The organism is Paenibacillus sp. FSL H7-0331, assembly GCF_001956045.1.
Window position 1 is genome coordinate 78,799 of the sequence record NZ_MRTH01000018.1, and the last position, 19,905, is coordinate 98,703.

Annotated in this window: 18 protein-coding genes and 1 riboswitch; of the genes, 4 read left to right on the forward strand and 14 right to left on the reverse strand. The window is 45.7% G+C overall.

Features of this window, described 5'->3' with window-relative positions:
- Position 1 precedes the first annotated feature (1 nt).
- From BK127_RS24385 to queF, 3 genes are all read right to left on the reverse strand, one after another.
- Positions 2-1,810, reverse strand: a complete 1,809-nt coding sequence (locus BK127_RS24385; RefSeq protein ID WP_076234127.1) for a cache domain-containing sensor histidine kinase — start codon at positions 1,808-1,810, stop codon at positions 2-4.
- Between the two features lie 292 nt (positions 1,811-2,102).
- The gene (locus BK127_RS24390) at positions 2,103-3,452 is read right to left on the reverse strand and encodes an NAD(P)/FAD-dependent oxidoreductase (RefSeq protein WP_076234128.1); all 1,350 of its coding nucleotides are present in this window, start codon (positions 3,450-3,452) and stop codon (positions 2,103-2,105) included.
- A 53-nt stretch (positions 3,453-3,505) separates the two neighbouring features.
- Positions 3,506-4,036, reverse strand: a complete 531-nt coding sequence (gene queF / locus BK127_RS24395; RefSeq protein WP_076234129.1) for a preQ(1) synthase — start codon at positions 4,034-4,036, stop codon at positions 3,506-3,508.
- A gap of 158 nt (positions 4,037-4,194) precedes the next feature.
- A riboswitch (PreQ1 riboswitch) is annotated at positions 4,195-4,238 on the forward strand.
- A 99-nt stretch (positions 4,239-4,337) separates the two neighbouring features.
- Between queF and queC the strand changes: the two genes are divergently transcribed.
- Genes queC through queE form a run of 3 tightly spaced genes read left to right on the forward strand, consistent with a single transcriptional unit; the run spans position 4,338 to position 6,161 of the window.
- Entirely contained in the window at positions 4,338-5,000 is a 663-nt protein-coding gene (gene queC, locus BK127_RS24400; RefSeq protein ID WP_076234130.1) for a 7-cyano-7-deazaguanine synthase QueC, read from the forward strand.
- Positions 5,000-5,443 carry a 6-carboxytetrahydropterin synthase QueD gene (gene queD, locus BK127_RS24405; protein WP_076234131.1) on the forward strand — a complete coding sequence of 148 codons (444 nt, stop codon included), beginning with the start codon at positions 5,000-5,002 and terminating at the stop codon, positions 5,441-5,443. Before queC ends, queD begins: the two co-directional genes overlap by 1 nt.
- Entirely contained in the window at positions 5,433-6,161 is a 729-nt protein-coding gene (gene queE, locus BK127_RS24410) for a 7-carboxy-7-deazaguanine synthase QueE (RefSeq protein ID WP_076234132.1), read from the forward strand. The genes queD and queE overlap by 11 nt, the downstream gene beginning before the upstream one ends.
- Before the next feature lie 85 nt (positions 6,162-6,246).
- Here the strand turns inward: queE and BK127_RS24415 are convergent, their stop codons facing one another.
- The 6 genes from BK127_RS24415 to BK127_RS24440 all read right to left on the reverse strand — a co-directional run bounded on the left by BK127_RS24415 (position 6,247) and on the right by BK127_RS24440 (position 12,515).
- Complete coding sequence (locus BK127_RS24415) at positions 6,247-7,005, reverse strand: hypothetical protein (RefSeq protein WP_076234133.1); 759 nt, start codon at positions 7,003-7,005, stop codon at positions 6,247-6,249.
- Positions 6,998-7,573 carry a sigma-70 family RNA polymerase sigma factor gene (locus BK127_RS24420; protein WP_076234204.1) on the reverse strand — a complete coding sequence of 192 codons (576 nt, stop codon included), beginning with the start codon at positions 7,571-7,573 and terminating at the stop codon, positions 6,998-7,000. The genes BK127_RS24415 and BK127_RS24420 overlap by 8 nt, the downstream gene beginning before the upstream one ends.
- A 387-nt stretch (positions 7,574-7,960) precedes the next feature.
- Positions 7,961-8,596, reverse strand: coding sequence for a metallophosphoesterase (locus tag BK127_RS24425; protein ID WP_256711427.1), 636 nt, complete (start codon positions 8,594-8,596; stop codon positions 7,961-7,963).
- Positions 8,583-9,671: an ABC transporter ATP-binding protein gene (locus tag BK127_RS24430; protein ID WP_076234134.1), complete on the reverse strand. Its 1,089-nt coding sequence runs from the start codon at positions 9,669-9,671 to the stop codon at positions 8,583-8,585. Before BK127_RS24430 ends, BK127_RS24425 begins: the two co-directional genes overlap by 14 nt.
- Before the next feature lie 45 nt (positions 9,672-9,716).
- Complete coding sequence (locus BK127_RS24435) at positions 9,717-11,426, reverse strand: ABC transporter permease (protein WP_076234135.1); 1,710 nt, start codon at positions 11,424-11,426, stop codon at positions 9,717-9,719.
- Positions 11,427-11,438: 12 nt separating this feature from the next.
- Positions 11,439-12,515 carry an ABC transporter substrate-binding protein gene (locus BK127_RS24440; protein WP_076234136.1) on the reverse strand — a complete coding sequence of 359 codons (1,077 nt, stop codon included), beginning with the start codon at positions 12,513-12,515 and terminating at the stop codon, positions 11,439-11,441.
- 171 nt (positions 12,516-12,686) lie between these two features.
- Here BK127_RS24440 and BK127_RS24445 point away from each other — a divergent pair, with 171 nt between their 5' ends.
- Positions 12,687-13,595 carry a LysR family transcriptional regulator gene (locus tag BK127_RS24445; protein WP_076234137.1) on the forward strand — a complete coding sequence of 303 codons (909 nt, stop codon included), beginning with the start codon at positions 12,687-12,689 and terminating at the stop codon, positions 13,593-13,595.
- 83 nt (positions 13,596-13,678) lie between these two features.
- On the opposite strand, the gene arsC is transcribed toward BK127_RS24445, so the two are convergent.
- The 5 genes from arsC to BK127_RS24470 all read right to left on the reverse strand — a co-directional run bounded on the left by arsC (position 13,679) and on the right by BK127_RS24470 (position 19,814).
- Positions 13,679-14,101: an arsenate reductase (thioredoxin) gene (gene arsC, locus BK127_RS24450; protein WP_076234138.1), complete on the reverse strand. Its 423-nt coding sequence runs from the start codon at positions 14,099-14,101 to the stop codon at positions 13,679-13,681.
- A 24-nt stretch (positions 14,102-14,125) separates the two neighbouring features.
- A complete protein-coding gene (locus BK127_RS24455; RefSeq protein WP_076234139.1) occupies positions 14,126-15,418 on the reverse strand; it encodes an arsenic transporter in 1,293 nt (430 codons plus the stop codon).
- A gap of 14 nt (positions 15,419-15,432) precedes the next feature.
- Entirely contained in the window at positions 15,433-15,756 is a 324-nt protein-coding gene (locus BK127_RS24460) for an ArsR/SmtB family transcription factor (RefSeq protein ID WP_076234140.1), read from the reverse strand.
- A gap of 53 nt (positions 15,757-15,809) precedes the next feature.
- Positions 15,810-15,920: an arsenate reductase/protein-tyrosine-phosphatase family protein gene (locus tag BK127_RS45710; protein ID WP_076234141.1), complete on the reverse strand. Its 111-nt coding sequence runs from the start codon at positions 15,918-15,920 to the stop codon at positions 15,810-15,812.
- A gap of 189 nt (positions 15,921-16,109) precedes the next feature.
- Complete coding sequence (locus tag BK127_RS24470; RefSeq protein ID WP_076234142.1) at positions 16,110-19,814, reverse strand: glycoside hydrolase family 2; 3,705 nt, start codon at positions 19,812-19,814, stop codon at positions 16,110-16,112.
- Positions 19,815-19,905: the final 91 nt, after the last annotated feature.

Sequence of the window (19,905 nt, forward strand, 5' to 3'; positions counted from 1 at the left end):
CTTATTCATGGTCTCCTTTATTCATCGGAATCCACAAAGCTACTGTAGTTCCGTTCTTGTCATTATTCGTCAGCTTCATGCGACTCTCATTCCCATAGTACAGCTGCAGCCGATTCCTAATATTTCGTAACGCATAGCCTTTTTTGGTATTGCCACCAGCTGCCATTCCTTGCTTGACCTTATCCATATCAATACCTGTGCCGTTGTCTTCAACCAGGAGATGCAGCATCTGATCGTCCTCTGAGATCTGTATGCGGATCCTGCCTTCGGAAGCTTTGTCCTTAAACCCATGTAAAATACTGTTCTCAACCAGTGGTTGAAGCACAATTTTGGGTACATAATAGGCGAGCAACTGATCATCCTCAACAATCAACTCGTACTCAAACAAACCTTCATAGCATTTCTGCTGAATGGCACAATATTGCTTGACATGCGATAATTCATCCTCCAGAGTCATCATATCCTTGCCGCCGCTCAAGCCCAACTGAAACATTTGAGATAAGGCCAGAATCAGCTCATTCACGTCGTTGTTTTCTCCCAAAACCGACTTGCAATAAATCGCATTTAACGTATTGTACAAAAAATGAGGCTCCATCTGAGCTGTTAAAGCTTTGATCTCTGCCTTTCGTTTCTCCTGCTCGCTGAATTTGACGTTACCAATCAATTGATTGATCTCATCCAGCATCCGGTTGAATTGAAATCCGACCTGAGCCACTTCATCTGTATAGCGGCTTTCAAAACGAACCGAGAGCTGGTTGTCCTCGACCTTTCTCATCAACCCCTGCAGCTTAAACAAAGGTCTCAAGAGCAAAGCCGTCAAGTAATTAGACAACAGCCAGGATGTCAGCACGAAGCCCACAATGATATATAAGGTCGTCCGCTTAATACCGTTCACCTGCTGCAGCAGCAGATCCTTGGACTGTGTACCTATGAGAACCCAATCATCGGCAATTTCCAGCTTCGTATAGTTAACCAAATAATCGGCATTATGGAATTCATGAAAAAAAGAACCCTGCAGCCCAGACCTCATTTGCTGTAAAAACAAGGCATCCTGGTTGAATTGGTAAGTGTTCGGGATATCGTCTTGAATCACGTCCTCGCCTTTGGCATCAACTAATACATAATTACGGTCCTTACTTGGCGATTTTTGGTTAATTAAGCGAACAAACTCTCTTTCCTTAATATTCACGACAACGAATACATTCAGCGGGTCACTGGACACACGTTCATGCATCCCTTTAGTAACAAAAGAGAGCACACGCTGGTTTCCTGAAAAAAAGAGATCGGCATGTCCTTTATACCAAACGCCTTTAGGGCTATTTTTGATCTTATCATACAAGTCGGAATCGTAAAATGATTGTGCTGGGTTCCGATTCTCGGATGTTGAATAAAAATCACCGATTGGCGTCGCTATCAATACATTTTGAATCAAAGGCTCGTTATAGCTGATTTGGGAAAATACAAACTGCAATGCGGATAAATGCTTATAATAATTGAGAAAATCGTTATTCTGAACATCTCGCAGCATTTGTTCGAAAGCATCGCTGAACATCAGCGATTGAATCGATGTAGAAATATTTTTCAATCGGGTATCCATGATTTGCGCGGTCTTATTGACGGTTTCCTGGCTCGATTCAAACGCATTGTTCTGAATTTCCTTGGATGCGATCAAATATGAAATCGTTCCTGCCGCGCTAATAGCCAATGTGATCAAGATGACGAAGGAAATCAGGATTCTTTGTTTAAATGGTAGACTATGGAAAAAATCATTGAACTGGGTTGTAATGCGGTTGAACCGTCTCCCCCTCATAAGCACCTTCCTCGAATTTTAAGTAGCTAAAGTATAAACGGTACGGAGACATTATGTCTATAATGAGGACAATGGATGAAAAAAGATTACATAATAAATATTATGTAATCTTTGTGCGAGACTTCTACTCAAGTTCCAGCTGTGCCTGCCTCGCTAGTTTTTAGGTTAAATACAACTAATAAATCTGTCATTCACAACCTTGCACTTGGTATTGGAATAGGTGTTGCCATTGGGTCGGAGTCGGGGGAATTATAGCAAGTAATAAGAAGTAGCCTTATTCATTTACTGTCAGTTACTCCTGATATTGAATAAGCTTTCTGCCGACATAGATTCCGCTTGCAGCTGCTTGAGATAATGAATGTGTTATTCCGGAGCAATCACCTATCACGTATAAATCACGAACCTCCGTCTCAAAATGGGTATCCGTCTCTATTCTCGGCGAATAGAACTTCCCATCTATCGCATACAGAAGCGTATCCTCATCAATTGGTTTTTCTAATAGCCTTTCCAAAGACTCAAGGAATAAAACCACAGCTTGAATATAAAGCTCCGGAACCTCCTGCTTCAAGCTGCCATAGTCTACAGATAACGTCGGCTTGACTGTATTGCGAGACATCGTAGAAGCAAAGGTTGCCCTATCATTCTTCAAATCTCCCAAGCGCTGCACCAATATGCGGTCCCTATTGTGATTAATAGCCCCAATAATCGAATGAGCATATTGGTTGGCTTCCTGCAGGGTTGAAAAGTACCGTGGAACAAACAAAGTAAAATTCAGATTAGAGGAGCCCTCATCTTGTTCCCGGTAATTCTGCCCGTCTGCCATGACAAGTCCGTCCTGAAATTTACGAATGATTCTTCCCTTCGGATTCATACAATACGTGGTGGCATGAAAGCCAACCCCCCGATATTGCAGCTTGGTTTCAAATGATCCCTGGAGTATAGGATCGAGCTGGTTGGCCGGCATCTCTACACGAATGCCAAGATCCACTCTCGTATGGTTCTGAGGGATACCTAAGGAAACACATTGATCAGACAACCAGTCGTTACCACTGCGACCCGTGGCGATAATGACTTTTTTTGAATAAATGGGGGGTTCCCCTGATATATCCAACTCAAAGCCGTCTGTTCCTTTACGAATCAACGCTACTTCGGTATCAAATTTAAAATCCATTCGGCTGTTCAGCGCAACGAACATTTGTTGCAGCACGGATTCCGACAGACGCGTTCCCAAATGACGGACTTTCGTGGATAGAACCTCAAAACCAGCTTTTTTGGCCTTTTGAACAAGGGAGGGATTTTCTGTGCTATACATCCCCACCTGGTGTCCACCAAATCGGCACAGCACATGATCTACCTCCTCCATGAGCTTCAATGCATAGTCATATCCTACCTTGGACTCCAGCTCGCCACCAAAATCGTTCGTATAGTTATATTTCCCTTCGGATTTACCTAATCCGCCAAAGCCGATGTATTTTGCACAGGAAACACAATGACAGCTTTCTTCTCCGCGTTCCAAAGGACAATCTCGTTCCTCCAGCCGCTTCCCTTTGTCAATCATCAAAACACGCAAGTTCCCCTGCAATAAGGTATGGGCAGCAAAAATTCCGCTTACCCCTGCCCCAATAATTGTAATATCATGCATCGTCTTTCTCCTTTTGATATCAAGGTCAATCACGAGTTAAGCTTGCACTCGAATTAGCCGCGATTGTTGATATTTTCAGGGTACATGTCATGAGCGAACAAGCGATCTTTGGCCATTTTGGCATATTCGGTTCCTGGACGGCCATAGTTGGCGAAAGGATCGATGCTAATGCCACCTCGTGGTGTAAATTTTGCCCACACCTGAATATATTTGGGGTTCATTAATCGGATCAGATCTTTCATGATGATATTAACGCAGTCTTCATGAAAGTCGCCGTGGTTTCTGAAGCTGAACAAATACAGCTTGAGCGATTTGCTTTCGACCATATCAACATCAGGCATATATTGGATGTAGATGGTGGCAAAGTCAGGCTGGCCTGTCATCGGACAAAGGCTTGTAAATTCGGGACAGTTGAATTTCACGAAGTAATCATTTTCCTGGTGTTTGTTCACAAAGGTTTCGAGGATGCCGGGGTTGTAGCTATTCGGGTATTCAACATTTTGATTACCTAACAAGCTTACACCTTTCAGCTCGCTTTCTTTTCTTCCAAATTCCGGTTGTATGCCATCTTGTTGTGTACTCATAGTTAGAATTCCTCCATTAATTGTAGGTTACCAAATAAACAATCTGCTTATGCTAGATTAACTCTCGACTCGATACAAATCAATACCTGTGGTATAGTAATGAATGAAAACGGATGTCCATTCGTTATTCTGCACGTGCGTTTGCTTGTCTGACAGAGGCAAGAGAGGTTCGAAAACTCCCTCTATAAAAAACTAAAGAACTGATATCCAATGCTGATATTAGTTATGATCTTTGTTTGTATAGTTATTTTTGAATCTCTCTTTTTATCTCAATTTTGTAGAAAAGAGAGGAATACGACTAATGAAAAAAGAAAAAGCCATAGTAGTCTTTAGCGGCGGACAAGATAGTACCACCTGCTTATTTTGGGCTAAAGCCCGATACAGCGAGGTAGAAGCGGTTACGTTTAATTACGGACAGCGCCACAAGCTGGAGTTGGAATGTGCGGCTAATATCGCTCAGGATCTGGGTATCAAGCATCATATTCTGGATATGTCATTATTGAATCAGCTGGCTCCGAGTGCTTTGACACGGGACGATATCGATATCCAAGAAGAAGACGGGAAGCTCCCCAATACGTTTGTAGACGGCAGGAACCATTTATTCCTCTCCTTTGCGGCGGTTTTAGCCAAGCAGGTGGGCGCGCGGCATATTATTACCGGTGTCTGTGAGACGGATTTCAGCGGTTACCCCGATTGCCGAGATATATTTATTAAATCGCTCAATGTCACCTTGAATTTGTCTATGGATTACCCTTTTGTTATTGAAACACCATTAATGTGGTTAAATAAAGCAGAAACGTGGGCGTTATCAGACGAACTGGGTGCTTTTGATTATGTCCGCAGCCAAACACTTACTTGTTACAATGGAATTATCGCGGAGGGCTGTGGGGAATGTCCAGCATGCCGCCTTCGCCAACGTGGACTTGATGATTACCTGTCATTAAGAAATGATCGGGTATTGTGATGATACAACAAATATATCCCTCAGTCACCCATCCCTTCCAATTTGAACTTAATAAAGACTTCCACTTTGCAGCGGCCCATTATATACCCGCGGAAGCTGCTGGACAATGCTCACAAATGCATGGGCACACTTATTTTGCCAATATTACGATAGCTGGTAATGAACTGGACGAAACAGGTTTCCTTGTCAATTTTTCATTAATTAAGAAGCTCATACACGACCGTTTCGATCATACGCTGCTCAACAACGACAGTCAATTTGATCAGCATGATGCCTCGAGATTTCCAACAAGTGAAATCATAGCGAGAACCATATGTAATCTTGTACAAGAATATTTGGATACAACCGCGAACCGCCCTGCCTGTATTCAAGTGTTTTTGCGGGAGACACCTACAAGCTATGTCATATTCCGTCCGAAGGCAGGCGTATCCTATGAATGCTAAAGGCATACCCGTTCTTGAAATATTTGGTCCTACCATACAAGGTGAGGGAATGGTCATTGGGCAAAAGACGATGTTTGTTCGTACAGCGGGCTGCGACTATTCTTGTTCATGGTGTGATTCTTCCTTTACTTGGGATGGCTCTGCTAAACAGGACATTCGATGGATGTCAGCACGAGAGATTGAACAAGAGCTCGATGAATTAGGTACAGCTACCTGTAGTCACGTCACCATATCTGGCGGTAATCCGGCCCTGATCAAACAGCTGGGCGAATTAATCGAGGTTCTTCATGCGCGGGGAATCGAGATTGCCCTGGAGACACAAGGAAGTCGTTGGCAGGATTGGTTTATGGATGTTGACGAATTAACGCTGTCACCTAAGCCTCCAAGCTCCACAATGATCACGGACTGGACTCAATTGGATCCTATTGTGGAGAAATTAACCATAGGACAAAAAAAATTCAGTTTGAAGGTCGTTATCTTCGACGATGTTGATTTGGACTACGCACGGACTGTCCATCGCCGTTATCCGCATGTTGATTTATATTTACAAGTAGGAAATCACGATGTTAGCGAGATCAACCAGGATGTGCTGCAGCAGCAACTAATGGAACGATATGTTTGGCTGATACAAACTGTGATGGCTTCAACTGATTTTAAAAAAGTGAGGGTTTTACCACAGCTGCATGCCTGGATTTGGGGAAATAAGCGCGGGGTTTAAGGGTTTTAGTCACATAAATGAAGCAAAGGAGCTGCTCAGGCAGCTCCTTTATTATTTGGCGAACAAGTATCGAACGAAGTGGAAATCATTTTCCCAATGAATTAATGATTTTACCGATGGTATCCACATCAAAATTGTTGTCTGCCATTTGATACAATTCGCAGGTGAAGCCTTCATGCTCCCATAGCACGATGCCATTGGCAAAATAGACTGTTTTTCCGCCAATGGTTTCGGTTTTAACCTCATCTTGGGTGCTGATACCGTTCTTGGTATTACTTGATATCAACAAGGAAATAAACTCTCCCGTTTTTTCATATTGCAGCTCAACCATCTGGGTGCCATGGACTACACTGTTTTTGAATTCATAATGATCTGACAACCATTTGGGAGCTGGAAAGTTGATTCCCGTAGCTGCACGAACTTCTTCCAACGTCATGTGCTTGGGCATTTCTCTCTGGATTGGTCTTGATTCGTTCGCTTGTGCTTTGTCGGCTGTACGGTTTAATTCCGGTTTGGGCAGCTCTTTGTCATATTGTGTGATTTCCATATTTCCAACTTGAAAACGTGCCAATATCGATTGAAGCATTTCCTGCGCATAGGATGTCGTCGAAAATACACCACATAAACAAATCATAGCACCTGCAATGACAACGATAGATTTCCACTTGCTCTGCTTCATATAAATACCATCCTTTGTTATATCATTGTGTTGAATTGTTCCTGTTTCCAGCTTATATTTTAAACGATTGAAAATACGGTCTTTATAGGGGTTAACCTCTATTTGTGTATCAGCAAGCAGGTTGGTCAAATTGCTAAATTCCTCTATATCCTGTTTTTTAGTCATAGGTGAAACCTCCTATATGTAATACTTTATGAAGTTTTTTTAAGCTTCTATAGAGCACAACGCCAATATTGGAATCACTTACACCTAATAAGTCTGCAATTTCCGAGTTTTTTAGACCCGCCGCGTACTTCATGGCAATAATATGACGTTCCTTGTCACTCAGCTTAGCAAGTGCCGTAAATAATGCTCGATTATTGTCATCCCGAATGACGATCTCTTCTGGAGACGACTTGGATACAACCCTATCCAAAATCGAATCGAGTGAAAAAAAAGCTCTTTTTTTCTGTGAGCGGAAGTAATCCGTCACGGCGTTTCTCGCAATTGCAAACAACCATACCTCAAATTTGGATTTTTCCGATGAGAAGCTGTCGTATTTTGAAATGACAACCTCAAACACATGACTGCATATGTCCTCTGCCGCATAGTGGTTATTAATTCGATAGCAAATATATTTATAAACTCGTCTATAATACAGATCATAGATTTGAGTGAATTGTTCGGTAGGCATGAGGCCTACCTGGATATGACTTTTTTGGTTTTGGTAGACTGCTGTGTTCGCTGGGGCCATCTCCAACTGCACTTCCTCCCTTCGTTTTTTTTATAAAAATAAAGTGTTAAACAAATTGCGCAATTTGTTTGTTAAATGTTACACAGGTTAATACGTAAAACGGAGTAAATCATTAACAAGTTTATGTACTTTATTTTCGAAGCTATATCCCAAGTAACATATATTAAAAAGTAATCCATATCTACTGTATATTATTGGATATATCGTGGAGTAAAGTTGAAAATGCACCCCTCGAAACTCATTGGCTTCCCAAATGGGTAGGTTCAATGTTAATCGTAAGGGTGCATTTCCGGTTGTGATGGTTATGCATATATGCAGCGCATTATAAAGCGCCTTTTATTCATAAGATCAGACAATCGTATTGGATTTAAGGGAAGGCACTTCCGTTCATTGGCTCAGCAAGGCAACTTCAATGATTTGGGGCTGCTTCACGGATATGTACCACTGAATGCCATTGGTCAGGTCAACCAAGCTAACAAAATAACCATGTCCAGCTCCGGTGTCGATACCGATCTTGCCGTTCCCCAACCAGACCCGCTCAGGACTGAGGCCAAACCGGAAGGTCGAGGTATGACCAAATACGACAATCCTGCCAGCCTCAGGCGAGCTTGCATGGAACAGCTCCCTGATTTCCGTTAAATCCTCAGCGGTCTGATCAATCATCGGAACTCCAGGACGTAGTCCCGCATGTACAAAAAGAAATGGTTCATATTCCGCCCAAAGCGGCAAATTGCTCAAAAACTCAGCATATCCCCCAATCCCGTCCGAACCATCGTGAGCAGACAAAGAAGCAGAACGAAGCCATTTGCGTTCATTGTTGCCTTGAATCGCAAGTGCTCCGGCTTGGGTCAGCTTACGGACGAGACTTAACGTACCTAGCGAGTCGGGGCCTTTATTTACATAATCTCCCAACAAAAATAAACGGTCTTTACAAGCATCATAGCCAGCATGCTCCAGCAATCTTTCCAGCAAATGTCCGTAACCATGAATATCCGAGACTGCCAGCACCCTAATCATCAGCATCGCTGGGGCTATCGGCGTAAATCATCGTTCGTTCAGGAGGGAGAAACACGTTCAATACGCTCCCCGGCTCGATCCTCCCTTCATTAAATACATGCAAAGCCTGGTTATCAGCCGTTTCCGTGATCAGCCTCCAACGGGCACCCTCATAAATCGACTGACGAACCGTAACCTCAATATGGTTAGTTTCTTCATAATCCGTACGATTGCGAATGACCAGAGATTCGGCCTGCAGCATAATGACGGCTGCTTTCCCGTCTGATCCAGGTGTCATCAATTGACCGTTGATCGGCTTATCCTGCAGCATGACCGACCCTGCTTGCTCCTTCGTAAAACGGACCTGCAGCCTGTTATGGTAACCCATCAGGCGGGCTACCCACGGGGTTGCGGGACGTTCAAACAGTTCCTGAGGCGCAGCCAATTGATCGATTCGACCTTCACGAAGCACAAGAATGCGATCCGCCAAGGTGAAGGCTTCCATCATATCATGTGTCACATACAGAGTCGCAATTGATAGATTACCCAGTAAATTAGCCAATTCATTGCGCATATCGGTTCGAAGCTTAACATCAAGATTAGACAAAGGCTCGTCCATCAGCAATACCTTTGGCTCTGTTGCCAGCGCTCTGGCGATGCCAACACGCTGCTGCTGTCCCCCAGACAACTGAGCAGGCAGCCGTTCCAGAAGCCCTTCGAGCTGAAGAAGTGCTTGCAATTGGGTAAGCCGTTCCTTGCGGGCCCCGAGATCTACCTTCCTGCGTTTCATGCCGTATTCAATATTTTCCCGCACCGACATGTGCGGCCATAATGCATAGTCCTGAAAAACCATATTAAGAGGTCGTTTCTCTGGCGGTACGTACTGGGCTCCATTTTCTACCATTCTTCCATCCATTTCTACCTCACCGCTGTCGGCACGCAGCAAACCAGCCACAATTTGAAGAAGCGTGGACTTGCCGCAGCCCGATGGCCCGAGAATACATACCCGCTCTCCTTGCTTCAGCTGAAAGGAAATAGGATGAAGTACTTGCTGTGCTCCAAAAGCTTTGGCAACGCCCCTCAACTGCAAGACAAAACTCAAAATGACAACCTCCCTGTATAATTTCGATTTTAATTCAACTACCCATTACCGACGGTCGCCGTCCATTCGGCGAAATATCCAGTTGCCAGCTGCCTGCAGTACCACAATCAGCAGCACAACCATCCCTCCACTAACGACTGTTGCAGCCGTTGCATAGCCATAGCGGCCGAATTCAAAGGCCCGATCAATGACTAGGGGCATTAGAACATAATTGGGCGGCTGCAGCATAGACGCGAGCGCCAGATCGAAAATACTTGTTCCAAAAGCTGTCAGAGTCGCGATCAGCAGCGATTGGCGAACGAGCGGCATTACGATCTGTGTCATGCGGTCGAACACCCCCGCTCCCTGAATAGACGCAGCTTTGAGCATGGAACCGGACACGGATGCGAACGCTCCCAGCTGCATCCTTACTGCATAAGGAATCGAGCCGGCAACAGCTGATAGTACCAATAATGAAGGTGAGCCGTACAAATGCAAGCCTATGGGCTCCAGCCACTTTTGATTCCAGATGAAAATATACCCAATACCAAGGACGACACCCGGTACAGCCAGCGATACAATGGAAAACAGCTGTATGGCCGACTTAAAGCGAGATTCTGTGAATGCGAGCACATAAGCAACAACAAAACCGATGATCATGCTGAGCACCGCCGCAATCGCCGCTATGAGGAGAGAATGCAGCAATCCCTCTTTGTAGCCCAATAATCGATGGTCTCCTCCATTTTGCCCGAATAGTGAAAAGTAGTGCTCCAATGTCAAATTCCCAATGGACAATCCTTCACCAGCATGCCTCATGAAAGAGAATAAGGTACTGGTCCCGATCGGAATCCCCAGACAAATGAGCAGAAAAACGCCTACTATCGTATTGAGCACCCAGGCATGACGGGGCTTGCGCTTTATGGTCTTGATTGCCCGGGCATTCAAGAAGTCAAACCGCGAGCGCCGCATCGCCAGCATCAGCAGGGCCATGGCCACGGTCAGGATCAACACCAGGTAAAAGGCTAGTACTCCAGCCATATCAAAACGCACAGGTGATTGATAGATTGCCGAATATATCGAATACGTCAGCGTCGGAAATTTGTATACCGTAGATAAAGCAGCAGGCAGACCGAAATCGCCGACGGTGTCCATAAATACAAGCGTCCAGCCTGCTATGAAGGATGGCGCCAGCAGCGGCAGCTGTACCGTCCTCCAGACGGTGAACGGTCCTGCCCCACACAGCTGCGCTGCCTGTCCGAATTGTTTGACGTTCCATTCCATCGCTGCCACAATCGCCAAATAGGCCAATGGAAATTTGCTAAGCGCCATTACCACAACCAGACCTGATGGCTGGAAAACGGCGGTTGTCAGCCACTCCCACCCCAGCCATTGATTCATCAGGCCGTCCCGGCTGGCAAACAGTACCCAGCCTTGAGCCAGCATGAAGGAAGGAACAATCAACAACGCCCAGGCCGTTACATCCAGCAATCGACCGACTGTAAAGTCCCACTGCGCCCGTATCATCGCAAGAGCGCCACCAAGAACAGTACCAAGCGTTGCCACTCCAAAAGCCAGCGATACAGAGTTCCATAGCGATTGGCGCCATAACGGACGTACGAAGATATCACCCAGCAGATTCAAGCCCTGGAACTCCACTCGTCCGAAGAAAATCCCAGGGATAACGACATTCGCCAAGACGGCAACCAGCGGTAAAAAGATCAGAATGAACAGAAGAAGGGTAACCCCTCCTCCCCAGCGAGCCTCCGATGAATTCATTTCCATTTCCCCTTATTTAACATTCTGATCAGCAAACCAAGTTTTTATCGGTGCTTCCTGTTGAGCTGCCCATTCCGCTGGTGGCAGCAGAAAGCTGCCGTCCTGTCTACGTTCCTTACGCATCTGCACACCTTGAGCCAATGGAGTGAACAAGCTTTCTGTAGAAGGCAGGGACGTTAACATCGCTTGCATTTCCGGCTTCATCATATATTCGACGAAGGCTTGGGCCGCAGCCGAATTTTTTGTTTTTTTACTTATGGCGATAACGCGGAGACTTCCGGGTGCACCTTCATCCGGCCAGATCACTTCTACAGGCTCGCCCGCCAGCTTTAATTCATAAGCATTGTGCTCCTGCAGCGCAGCCACATGAATCTCACCACTCACCAAAGCTTTCCCGACCGGTCCATTTTTGGGATAAACCCGCATACCAGCTTCAAACCGCTGCTTGTATTTCTTTTTCGTTTCCTCCACTCCCCACTTCTGGAAGAAGGCAGAAACTAAGGGGTAGGCAGGTGCTGCCACCGCAGGATCAGCATGTCCAACAGGACCTGAATAAGCAAAAAATTGCTCCCAGGTTTTGGGGGCTTTATCGGCTGGTACCAGCTTCGTATTGTAAGCAATGACCGCAGCAGCATGAATACCTACCGGATAATAGGCGTAGTCCTTCGGCACGAGTGAAGTGCCATACTCGCTTAGCTTAGAGAGATTGGCAGGCTTCCAGCCCTTCATCAGAAAGTCACGGTCAGCCAGACTGCGCACCGATCCATGCCCATCCATCATCAGTACGTCCCACTGCGGATTACCTTGCTCTGCCTCAATTTTTGCCAAAGCTTCTCCACCGCCATAATGAACGGCTTCCATTTTGAATCCTGTTTCACTCGTAAATTTAGGCGCTACCAGGTCGACAAAATCATTGCCGTACAAGTAAATCGTTTTGCCAGTGTCTTCAGCCGGCTTGGGCTCGCTCTGAGACGAAACTTCCGCTCCTTTGCCTGCCAAAGACGACGAAACTTCCGTTCCACAGCCTGTCAGCAGCATTCCCACAGCTACACTCATTCCCAGAGCCATTCGCATCCAATTCCTGTTCATATGTACCTCCCTTGTTTCAGGTATCCGTCCTGGACCCTGTTACTTAAGTGTAAGCGACCATATTCATCAGAGGGTTAGCTGCGTGTTAACACAAAATTAAATAATATTAATGATATTTTTGATAAAATAGATAATATGAATGATAGCTTATATAAGAAAAGAGGTTAATTAATGAATTTGCAGCAATTAAAAGTATTCGTGCTCGCTGTTGATTTGCAAAAACTGTACCTGGTGGCCGAGAAGTTGCAAATTACACAGCCTACTGTTACTTTTCATTTAAATAAACTACAGGACGATCTGGGGGTATCTTTGTTCAAAACCAAATCTTACCATGTCATCAAGCTGACGGAAGCAGGTAAAGATCTATATCATTATGCTTTACAGGTAAACGCCCTCTCTGTGGAAATACATAGTCTGATGGATGAACATAAAGGAATGAAGGCCGGGCGGTTATCCATCGGCAGCACACATACGCCTGCTACTTATATGATTCCCCCGCTGCTGCGTGAATGGCGACAGACTTATCCCGATCTCAGCTTGTATCTTGATGTCAGGCCGGCACCTTACATTCTGGAGCAGCTGAAAAACTTTGAAATCGATATTGGTATCATTTCACACATACATATGGAGGATCCCGATCTGATCAGCGAGCCTTTAGTCAAGGACGATCTGGTCATTATCCTCGCTGCTGATCACCCTCTTGCACTTGTAGAGGAAATTACACCGGATCAACTTACTGGTTATCCCTTCGTATCTCACGAGGAAGGATCGATTAGCAGGAAGCTCGTGAATGATTGGGTGCAGCAGCAAGACATCGTATTGGATATTGTCATGGAGGTGTCCAGCTCAGAGGCATTAAAAGCGGCAGTACGTCATGGAATCGGTTATGGAATGGTTTCAGAAACATCTGTTAAAGCAGAAGAACAGGAAGGTAGTCTAGTCGTAAAACCGATCCCATACTGGTTGCCCAAACGATATATTTACGCTGTGAAGCATAAGAAAAAGCTGATTGGTCCTGCTCAACATCTATTCTGGAGAAAACTGGAGCATGCATTCCGCTCACAGGTGCCCACTTATTAAACCTCATATCCTAAACAAAAAAGAACCCTCCATGATGATAGAGGGTTCTAGCTTTTTCCGTCTAAACCTACTTTCTAATATTCTTACTTTCCTTCGGCTACGAACGTCTCGATCCGCGACTTGATCGCATCCCGAACTTCACGGAATTTATCCATGATTTCTTCTTCTGTACCTGTCGCTTTGGCAGGATCATCAAAGCCCCAATGCCATTTCACTACGTTTTTATTGGGAATCACCGGACAATGCTCATCTGCATGTCCACACAAGGTTATCACATAATCAGCACGGTTTAATAAGTCAGATTCAATGACCTTGGATATGTTTTTACTAATGTCCACACCAGCTTCATTCATGACCTGAACAGCACGCGGATTAAGACCATGAGCCTCTAAGCCCGCACTTTTGACTTCATATTGCTCACTACCTAATTCATTTAAAAATCCATCGGCAATCTGGCTTCGACAAGAATTTCCTGTGCACAAAAAATAAACAAGTTTCTTTTCCATGTGTCCTATCCCCATCCTCATTTTTTATGATATCAACTTCAGCCACAAGTAGAGGCCAGTCAATGTAATCAATAGTGTAGGTATCGTAAGCACTATACCGATTTTGAAATAAGCTCCCCATGTAATAACTACACCTTTTCGAGATAAGACATGGAGCCATAATAGGGTAGCCAGTGATCCGATCGGCGTGATTTTCGGACCCAGATCAGACCCGATCACATTGGCATATATTAAAGCTTCGCGAATAACCCACTCTGTATGCGTTCCTTGAATAGCCAGAGCATCTATCATGACCGTGGGCATGTTGTTCATAATCGAAGATAATATCGCCGCGATGAACCCCATACCTATCGTTGCCGTGAACAAACCCTGATCCGCGACAGTCTGAATGATTGCACCCAATTGATCTGTCAGTCCGACATTGCGAAGACCATAAACTACCACATACATACCGATGGAAAATACAACTACCGCCCAAGGAGCTTCCTTGATGATCCGTTTCGTTTCAATAGCGTGGCTTCTGCGTGCAGCCAGAATAAAGAATAGGGCCGCGATACCCGCGATAATTGAAACAGGGACCTTTATAAACTCGCTTAACAGGTAAGCCACAAGAAGAACCGCCAGGATCACCCAGGATAACCGAAATAATCGGAGGTCTTTAATAGCTTCACTGGGTGGTTTGAGCTGCTGAATATCATAATTCTTTGGAATGCTTTTTCGGAAGAATAGATAGAGAACAAGAATACTTGCCCCAAGAGAAAAGAAATTGGGAACGATCATACGGCTTGCATACTCCACGAATCCAATACCGAAATAGTCTGCAGAAACGATATTGACCAGATTACTTACAACAAAAGGCAAGGAGGTGGTATCCGCAATAAATCCACTCGCCATAATAAAGGGAAGGATCATCCGGTCATCGAACTTCAGCGCGCGTACCATGGCAAGCACGATCGGAGTTAAAATGAGCGCCGCACCATCATTAGCGAAAAGTGCAGCTACCGCGGCCCCGAGCAGGATCACATAGATAAACATCATCGTACCGTTGCCCTTCGCTATTAGTGCCATGTGAAGTGCTGCCCACTCGAAAAATCCGATCTCATCCAGAATCAGCGAAATCAGAATAATCGCTACAAAAGCAAGCGTTGCATTCCAGACGATTAGTGTGACATCCCGAACATCTCCCAAGCTCACTACCTGGCAGATTAAGGCCAGTACCGCGCCACCCATGGCAGACCAACCAATGTTTAATCCCTTGGGCTGCCAGATCACAAAAACTAATGTTACTACAAAAATAAGAAAAGCAGCGTAAGCCATAAAACCCTCCTGAGTTAAGTACAGCAGTCGTTTTCTACACAAACAAGCGAATCCATTTTCTCCTTTTGTGAAGGAAGCTGTTTAAGAATTTCAGCAATATAAGGTTTGTCTTGCACCGTTAGGGAATAATAAACCCATTGACCCCTTTTGGTTTCTTTCACAAGACCACCATCTTTCAATTTGCGCATGTGCTGACTGATATTCGGCTGACTGGTCTGTAAAATATCCACGATCTCGCACACACATAACTCTTTTTCATTAAGTAGGGCGACAATCGTCAATCTGTTCTTATCTCCAAGCAGTTTGAGCACATCCGCTATTTCTGCGATTTGATTCATGCCTTTATCCTCCTTTTAAGCGATGAGGATATTCATCCCCTTTAGTAGGTCAATCACTTTTTGCCGAATTTCGTCGCCAGCCTTTCTAAAAAGCCTTCAGCCATTTGGCTGCGACAACGGTTTTGATAGCAAAGAAAGTAAATACGGGTTACTTTTCTATTCATTCTCTCACACTCCCTTTCAATTGTATATGATTATATAATGATATGATTATATATTTAAGTTAAGAAATTGTTAAGATTATGGGTTAAGATTTTGTATGGCATGTAACGTTCTGATTATCGTATTAAATCACAAAAAAATCCGCCTGAGCATGCGCTCAAGCAGATTTTATCAAGCCGTACGATAAATGCTTATTGAACTGTCACATCATCAAATTTGGCATTGGCGCGATGGGCATTCAATCCTACCTTCCCTGACGAAAAGCTGCTATCAGTGGTTGTAAGCTCCTTTGTCCCGTTAACCCAGAACTCCAGCGTGCTTCCATTTAGGACTGCCTTCATCGTATACCAGGTACCTGTGTTAAAGGTATAGCTCTTGGAGACCAGCGTTGTCCATGTGCCTCCGACCTTCTTCTGAATTTTGATTTCTCCGCTTTGCTTGTAGTACTGGAAGTTGTACAGATTGTTGCTGTCCTGATATCTTGCGTCCAAGCCGATACCGGCAAAGGTCCCGCTATCAAAGACGTCTGCCTTGACTTTGGCGCTTATGGCATAGTTGGTCCATGTGGCGCTGCCATTTAATGAATGAGTGTCCGCGGCTGTGGAATCGCTTTGCTGATACACCTTCGTTCCATCCGTTACGACAGCCCACGTTCCCGTTGTCGCTGTCCAACCTGTCGCTGTCCCCGATTCAAAGCTTTCGCTCAGCAGAACCAGGCTTTGCACGCTGACATCATCGAATTTAACATTTGCACGATGGGCATTTAAGCCGATTTTCCCGCTTGTCAGACTGCTATCAACCGCTGTGAGCTCTAGTACGCCATTGACCCAGAATTCCAGATTGCTGCCATTCATAACGGCCTTCATCGTATACCAGGTACCCGTATTGAAGGTGTAGCTTTTGGCTGCAAGGGAAGTAATGGTTCCCGCCACCTTCTTTTGAATTTTAATTTGTCCCGTCTGTTTATAATATTGAAAACTGTACGAGTTGTTACTATCCTGATACCTCGCATCCAGGCCCACACCTGCATAGCCTCCACTGTCAAAAGCATCCGCTTTCACTTTGGCGCTTACTTCATAGTTGGACCAGACCGTGCTGCCGTTCAGTGCATGCGTATCGACTGCTGTGGAGTCGCTTTGCTGGTATACCTTGGTTCCATCCGTTACGATGCTCCAGTTACCTGCTGTCGGTGTCCATCCAGAAGCAGTTCCGGACTCGAAATTATCGCTTAGAGTGGGAAGTGTACTCAATAAGCTGCCGGTCTTGAAGGACACGATCACGCTGGCCGATGTGCCTCCAGCCTCGGTGAAGGTCAAGGTTTTGCTGTAATTCGTATTGCTGTTCAGTCCTGTTGTATCGATGGTATAAAAGATTTCCTGCTCACCGCGCAGATTGCCGGAGGCTGTTACCAGATTGAGCCAGCCACCTTGACCGCTGACCGTCCAGTTCGTGCTCAAGCCACCGCCTTTGTTGATCAGCTTGATTTTACGCAGCTGACCCTGATTGCCTTCACTCACCGTACCTGCATTGATAACAGGAGCCGTATACAGTTTCGGTGCCGGGATGCTGTTGATGGCGGCAATCGTGTTCGTTTCCTGAAACTTCGTCACGCTGCCCTTCGAGGTCGTCAGCTTCAACTGCAGCCACCTTGAGCCAGTCAGACCGGTGGGCACTGTAAAAGTAATCGCCTGCTCGGCCTTACTGCCATAAGGCACGCTGCTGACGAAAGAGCCGGTTTGAAAGCTCGTGTACGAATTGTCTGCAGGATTCAAATACCCGGCCTCCCAGGCAACGTTCACATCCGTCCCATTCTGCTGCTCGTCATTGTAGACAACAATTGTCCGCGACTGGGCACTGCCTGCGCTGACCAGCGGCAAATTAACTCCGATGCGGTTATCCTTGTCACCGTTCTTATCAAAGGCGGCGACAGGCGCAAATGTATTTTTCCAATAGTCATAAGAATCCGATTTGATAAAGGATGGACGGCTCGTATCGAATACATTGAACATCGGACGGTCGATAATCGTCGGCTTCAGACCCGGAGCTGTCGGGTCAGCCCATATCGGATACAGCGTATCCTCAAGTACCTCATAGGAGTAGCGCCAGTTGGCATAGGAACGAATATCCGCCAGACCGGCATACCTCATGGCTCTTGTCATCCGCCCTACCGCGCGATGGCGAACAGCTTGTGAGACTATGTTCGCATCCGCGTAATTATTGCCTCCGGTCGTATTGGACAATGTACCGTCCGCATTCATCAAGGGCCAGCCCTGAGACGGTGTATAGGACTCTCCTTCGCCCTTCGGCTTGGTCGTACCGTTCGTGTAAAGTCCGTACATCGTGCCGTTGTTGAGCCAGGAACCCGGATATCCGCCTGTGTAATGAACGTTATCCTCGTCAGCGGCATTATTGCCATCGTGCATGATTGGTCTGCTGCTGTCCACAGAGCTGATCGCGTTGTTAATGGTCGGCATGTAGACACTGGCACAATTCGTATCCCAGCATTCATTGCTGCCGCTCCACATAATGACCGACGGATGATTTTTATAGCTGTTGATCCAGCGCTGCACCCATTCCGTCAAATACGTATTCGCCGGGGTGGTGATACTGTTATGCGGCTGCCATAACGGAGTCTCATCAATCACCAGCAGGCCGATTTCATCGGCATAATCATACAGCTCCTTGATGGCACCGCCGACATGAGTACGGAAAGCGTTCATATTCGTGTTCTTCCACTCATCCATCAACAGCTTTACCTGCTTAATATTAGCGTCCTTATTCGTCTGCGAAGCACTGGTAGTCGGCCCGTGCGTATGGAATGCATGCCAGCCGAACTGGAGCGCATCGCCTCTCAGATTCGTTTTGACTCCGTTAAGCTGAAAATAATTCGTATTTACGTTGAACTGTCTGAATCCAAAACGTGTAACGTACGAATCGATGGTCAAGGCACCCTGCACAAGCGAAGAATTCAAATTGTACAGCTTCGGATCATCGGTCCACCAATATTTGGCGTTTGTCCAGGCCACATCGGTAAGGCTGACCGTCTGGCTCGAATTGGCACCAATGGTTACCGTCTGATCGGCAAAAGATTTTTCCAGACTTCCGCCAACTAAGGTTGCGTTATTTTTCAAAGTAACCGTCTGGCTGCTGCTCGTGCTGTTGGTTACTGTAACTTTTAATGTAATCGTATCGTCTGAAGGGTCTGTATTTTTTTTTAAATCCGGGGTAACAAACGTATCGGAAATAAACACCTTAGGTGCGGCTGTAAGGAATACATCACCGGAGATGCCCCGCCCCTGTCCCCATGACTGGTCGTCAACGCCATACACAAACAACGATCTGCCTCCGCTGTCTACCGCATCAGCTGGGAGCGCATATTTCCCCCAAGTCCGAATTTCGAGTGTGTTGCTGCTGCCAGCAGTCACAAGTGCGGTAATATCCAGCTTATATGGCAGGGACATCATCACATAGCCACCCGTCGTTTCACCACCCACCTGAACGCCATTTACGAATACCTTTCCGATCACCGATATCCGGTCCAGATTCAGAAAAATCTCTTTACCGCTCATGCTGCTTGGAACGGTAAAGCTTCTTTTGTAAACGCCAAAGTTGAGAGTCTGCCAAGCAGCTGGATACCCGAAATCCGTCTCGTCCCAATAGGAAGGAACCGTAATATTCGACGCAGTTGTACCATTGTTGGGATAAAAATCCCATACACCGTTCAAGGAAACCTGCTCCCTGCTGTAATCAACGGCCAGTACGGCTGTCGGCACAGGCAATAAGGAGAGCAGCAGACTAAGCAGCAGCAACGCCGCCATTCCCTGCTTTTTGAAATTGAAGCTGAGCATAACAATGACCTCCATTTCATTAATATGAAGCTTTAGCGGACCCTGCATATGCAACAGAAGGGTCCAACGGATCTCCGATTCAGGTGTGCATCACCTCCTTTTCATTTCCATCTCACAGACGGTTGATAGCGCTTACAAA

Coding starts and splice junctions, on each gene's coding strand:
- BK127_RS24385 (WP_076234127.1), bottom strand. CDS start 1,810: ATGAGGGGGAGACGGTTCAACCGCATTACAACCCAGTTCAATGATTTT.
- BK127_RS24390 (WP_076234128.1), bottom strand. CDS start 3,452: ATGCATGATATTACAATTATTGGGGCAGGGGTAAGCGGAATTTTTGCT.
- queF (WP_076234129.1), bottom strand. CDS start 4,036: ATGAGTACACAACAAGATGGCATACAACCGGAATTTGGAAGAAAAGAA.
- queC (WP_076234130.1), top strand. CDS start 4,338: ATGAAAAAAGAAAAAGCCATAGTAGTCTTTAGCGGCGGACAAGATAGT.
- queD (WP_076234131.1), top strand. CDS start 5,000: ATGATACAACAAATATATCCCTCAGTCACCCATCCCTTCCAATTTGAA.
- queE (WP_076234132.1), top strand. CDS start 5,433: ATGAATGCTAAAGGCATACCCGTTCTTGAAATATTTGGTCCTACCATA.
- BK127_RS24415 (WP_076234133.1), bottom strand. CDS start 7,005: ATGACTAAAAAACAGGATATAGAGGAATTTAGCAATTTGACCAACCTG.
- BK127_RS24420 (WP_076234204.1), bottom strand. CDS start 7,573: ATGGCCCCAGCGAACACAGCAGTCTACCAAAACCAAAAAAGTCATATC.
- BK127_RS24425 (WP_256711427.1), bottom strand. CDS start 8,596: ATGCTGATGATTAGGGTGCTGGCAGTCTCGGATATTCATGGTTACGGA.
- BK127_RS24435 (WP_076234135.1), bottom strand. CDS start 11,426: ATGAATTCATCGGAGGCTCGCTGGGGAGGAGGGGTTACCCTTCTTCTG.
- BK127_RS24440 (WP_076234136.1), bottom strand. CDS start 12,515: ATGAACAGGAATTGGATGCGAATGGCTCTGGGAATGAGTGTAGCTGTG.
- BK127_RS24445 (WP_076234137.1), top strand. CDS start 12,687: ATGAATTTGCAGCAATTAAAAGTATTCGTGCTCGCTGTTGATTTGCAA.
- arsC (WP_076234138.1), bottom strand. CDS start 14,101: ATGGAAAAGAAACTTGTTTATTTTTTGTGCACAGGAAATTCTTGTCGA.
- BK127_RS24455 (WP_076234139.1), bottom strand. CDS start 15,418: ATGGCTTACGCTGCTTTTCTTATTTTTGTAGTAACATTAGTTTTTGTG.
- BK127_RS24460 (WP_076234140.1), bottom strand. CDS start 15,756: ATGAATCAAATCGCAGAAATAGCGGATGTGCTCAAACTGCTTGGAGAT.
- BK127_RS45710 (WP_076234141.1), bottom strand. CDS start 15,920: ATGAATAGAAAAGTAACCCGTATTTACTTTCTTTGCTATCAAAACCGT.
- BK127_RS24470 (WP_076234142.1), bottom strand. CDS start 19,814: ATGCAGGGTCCGCTAAAGCTTCATATTAATGAAATGGAGGTCATTGTT.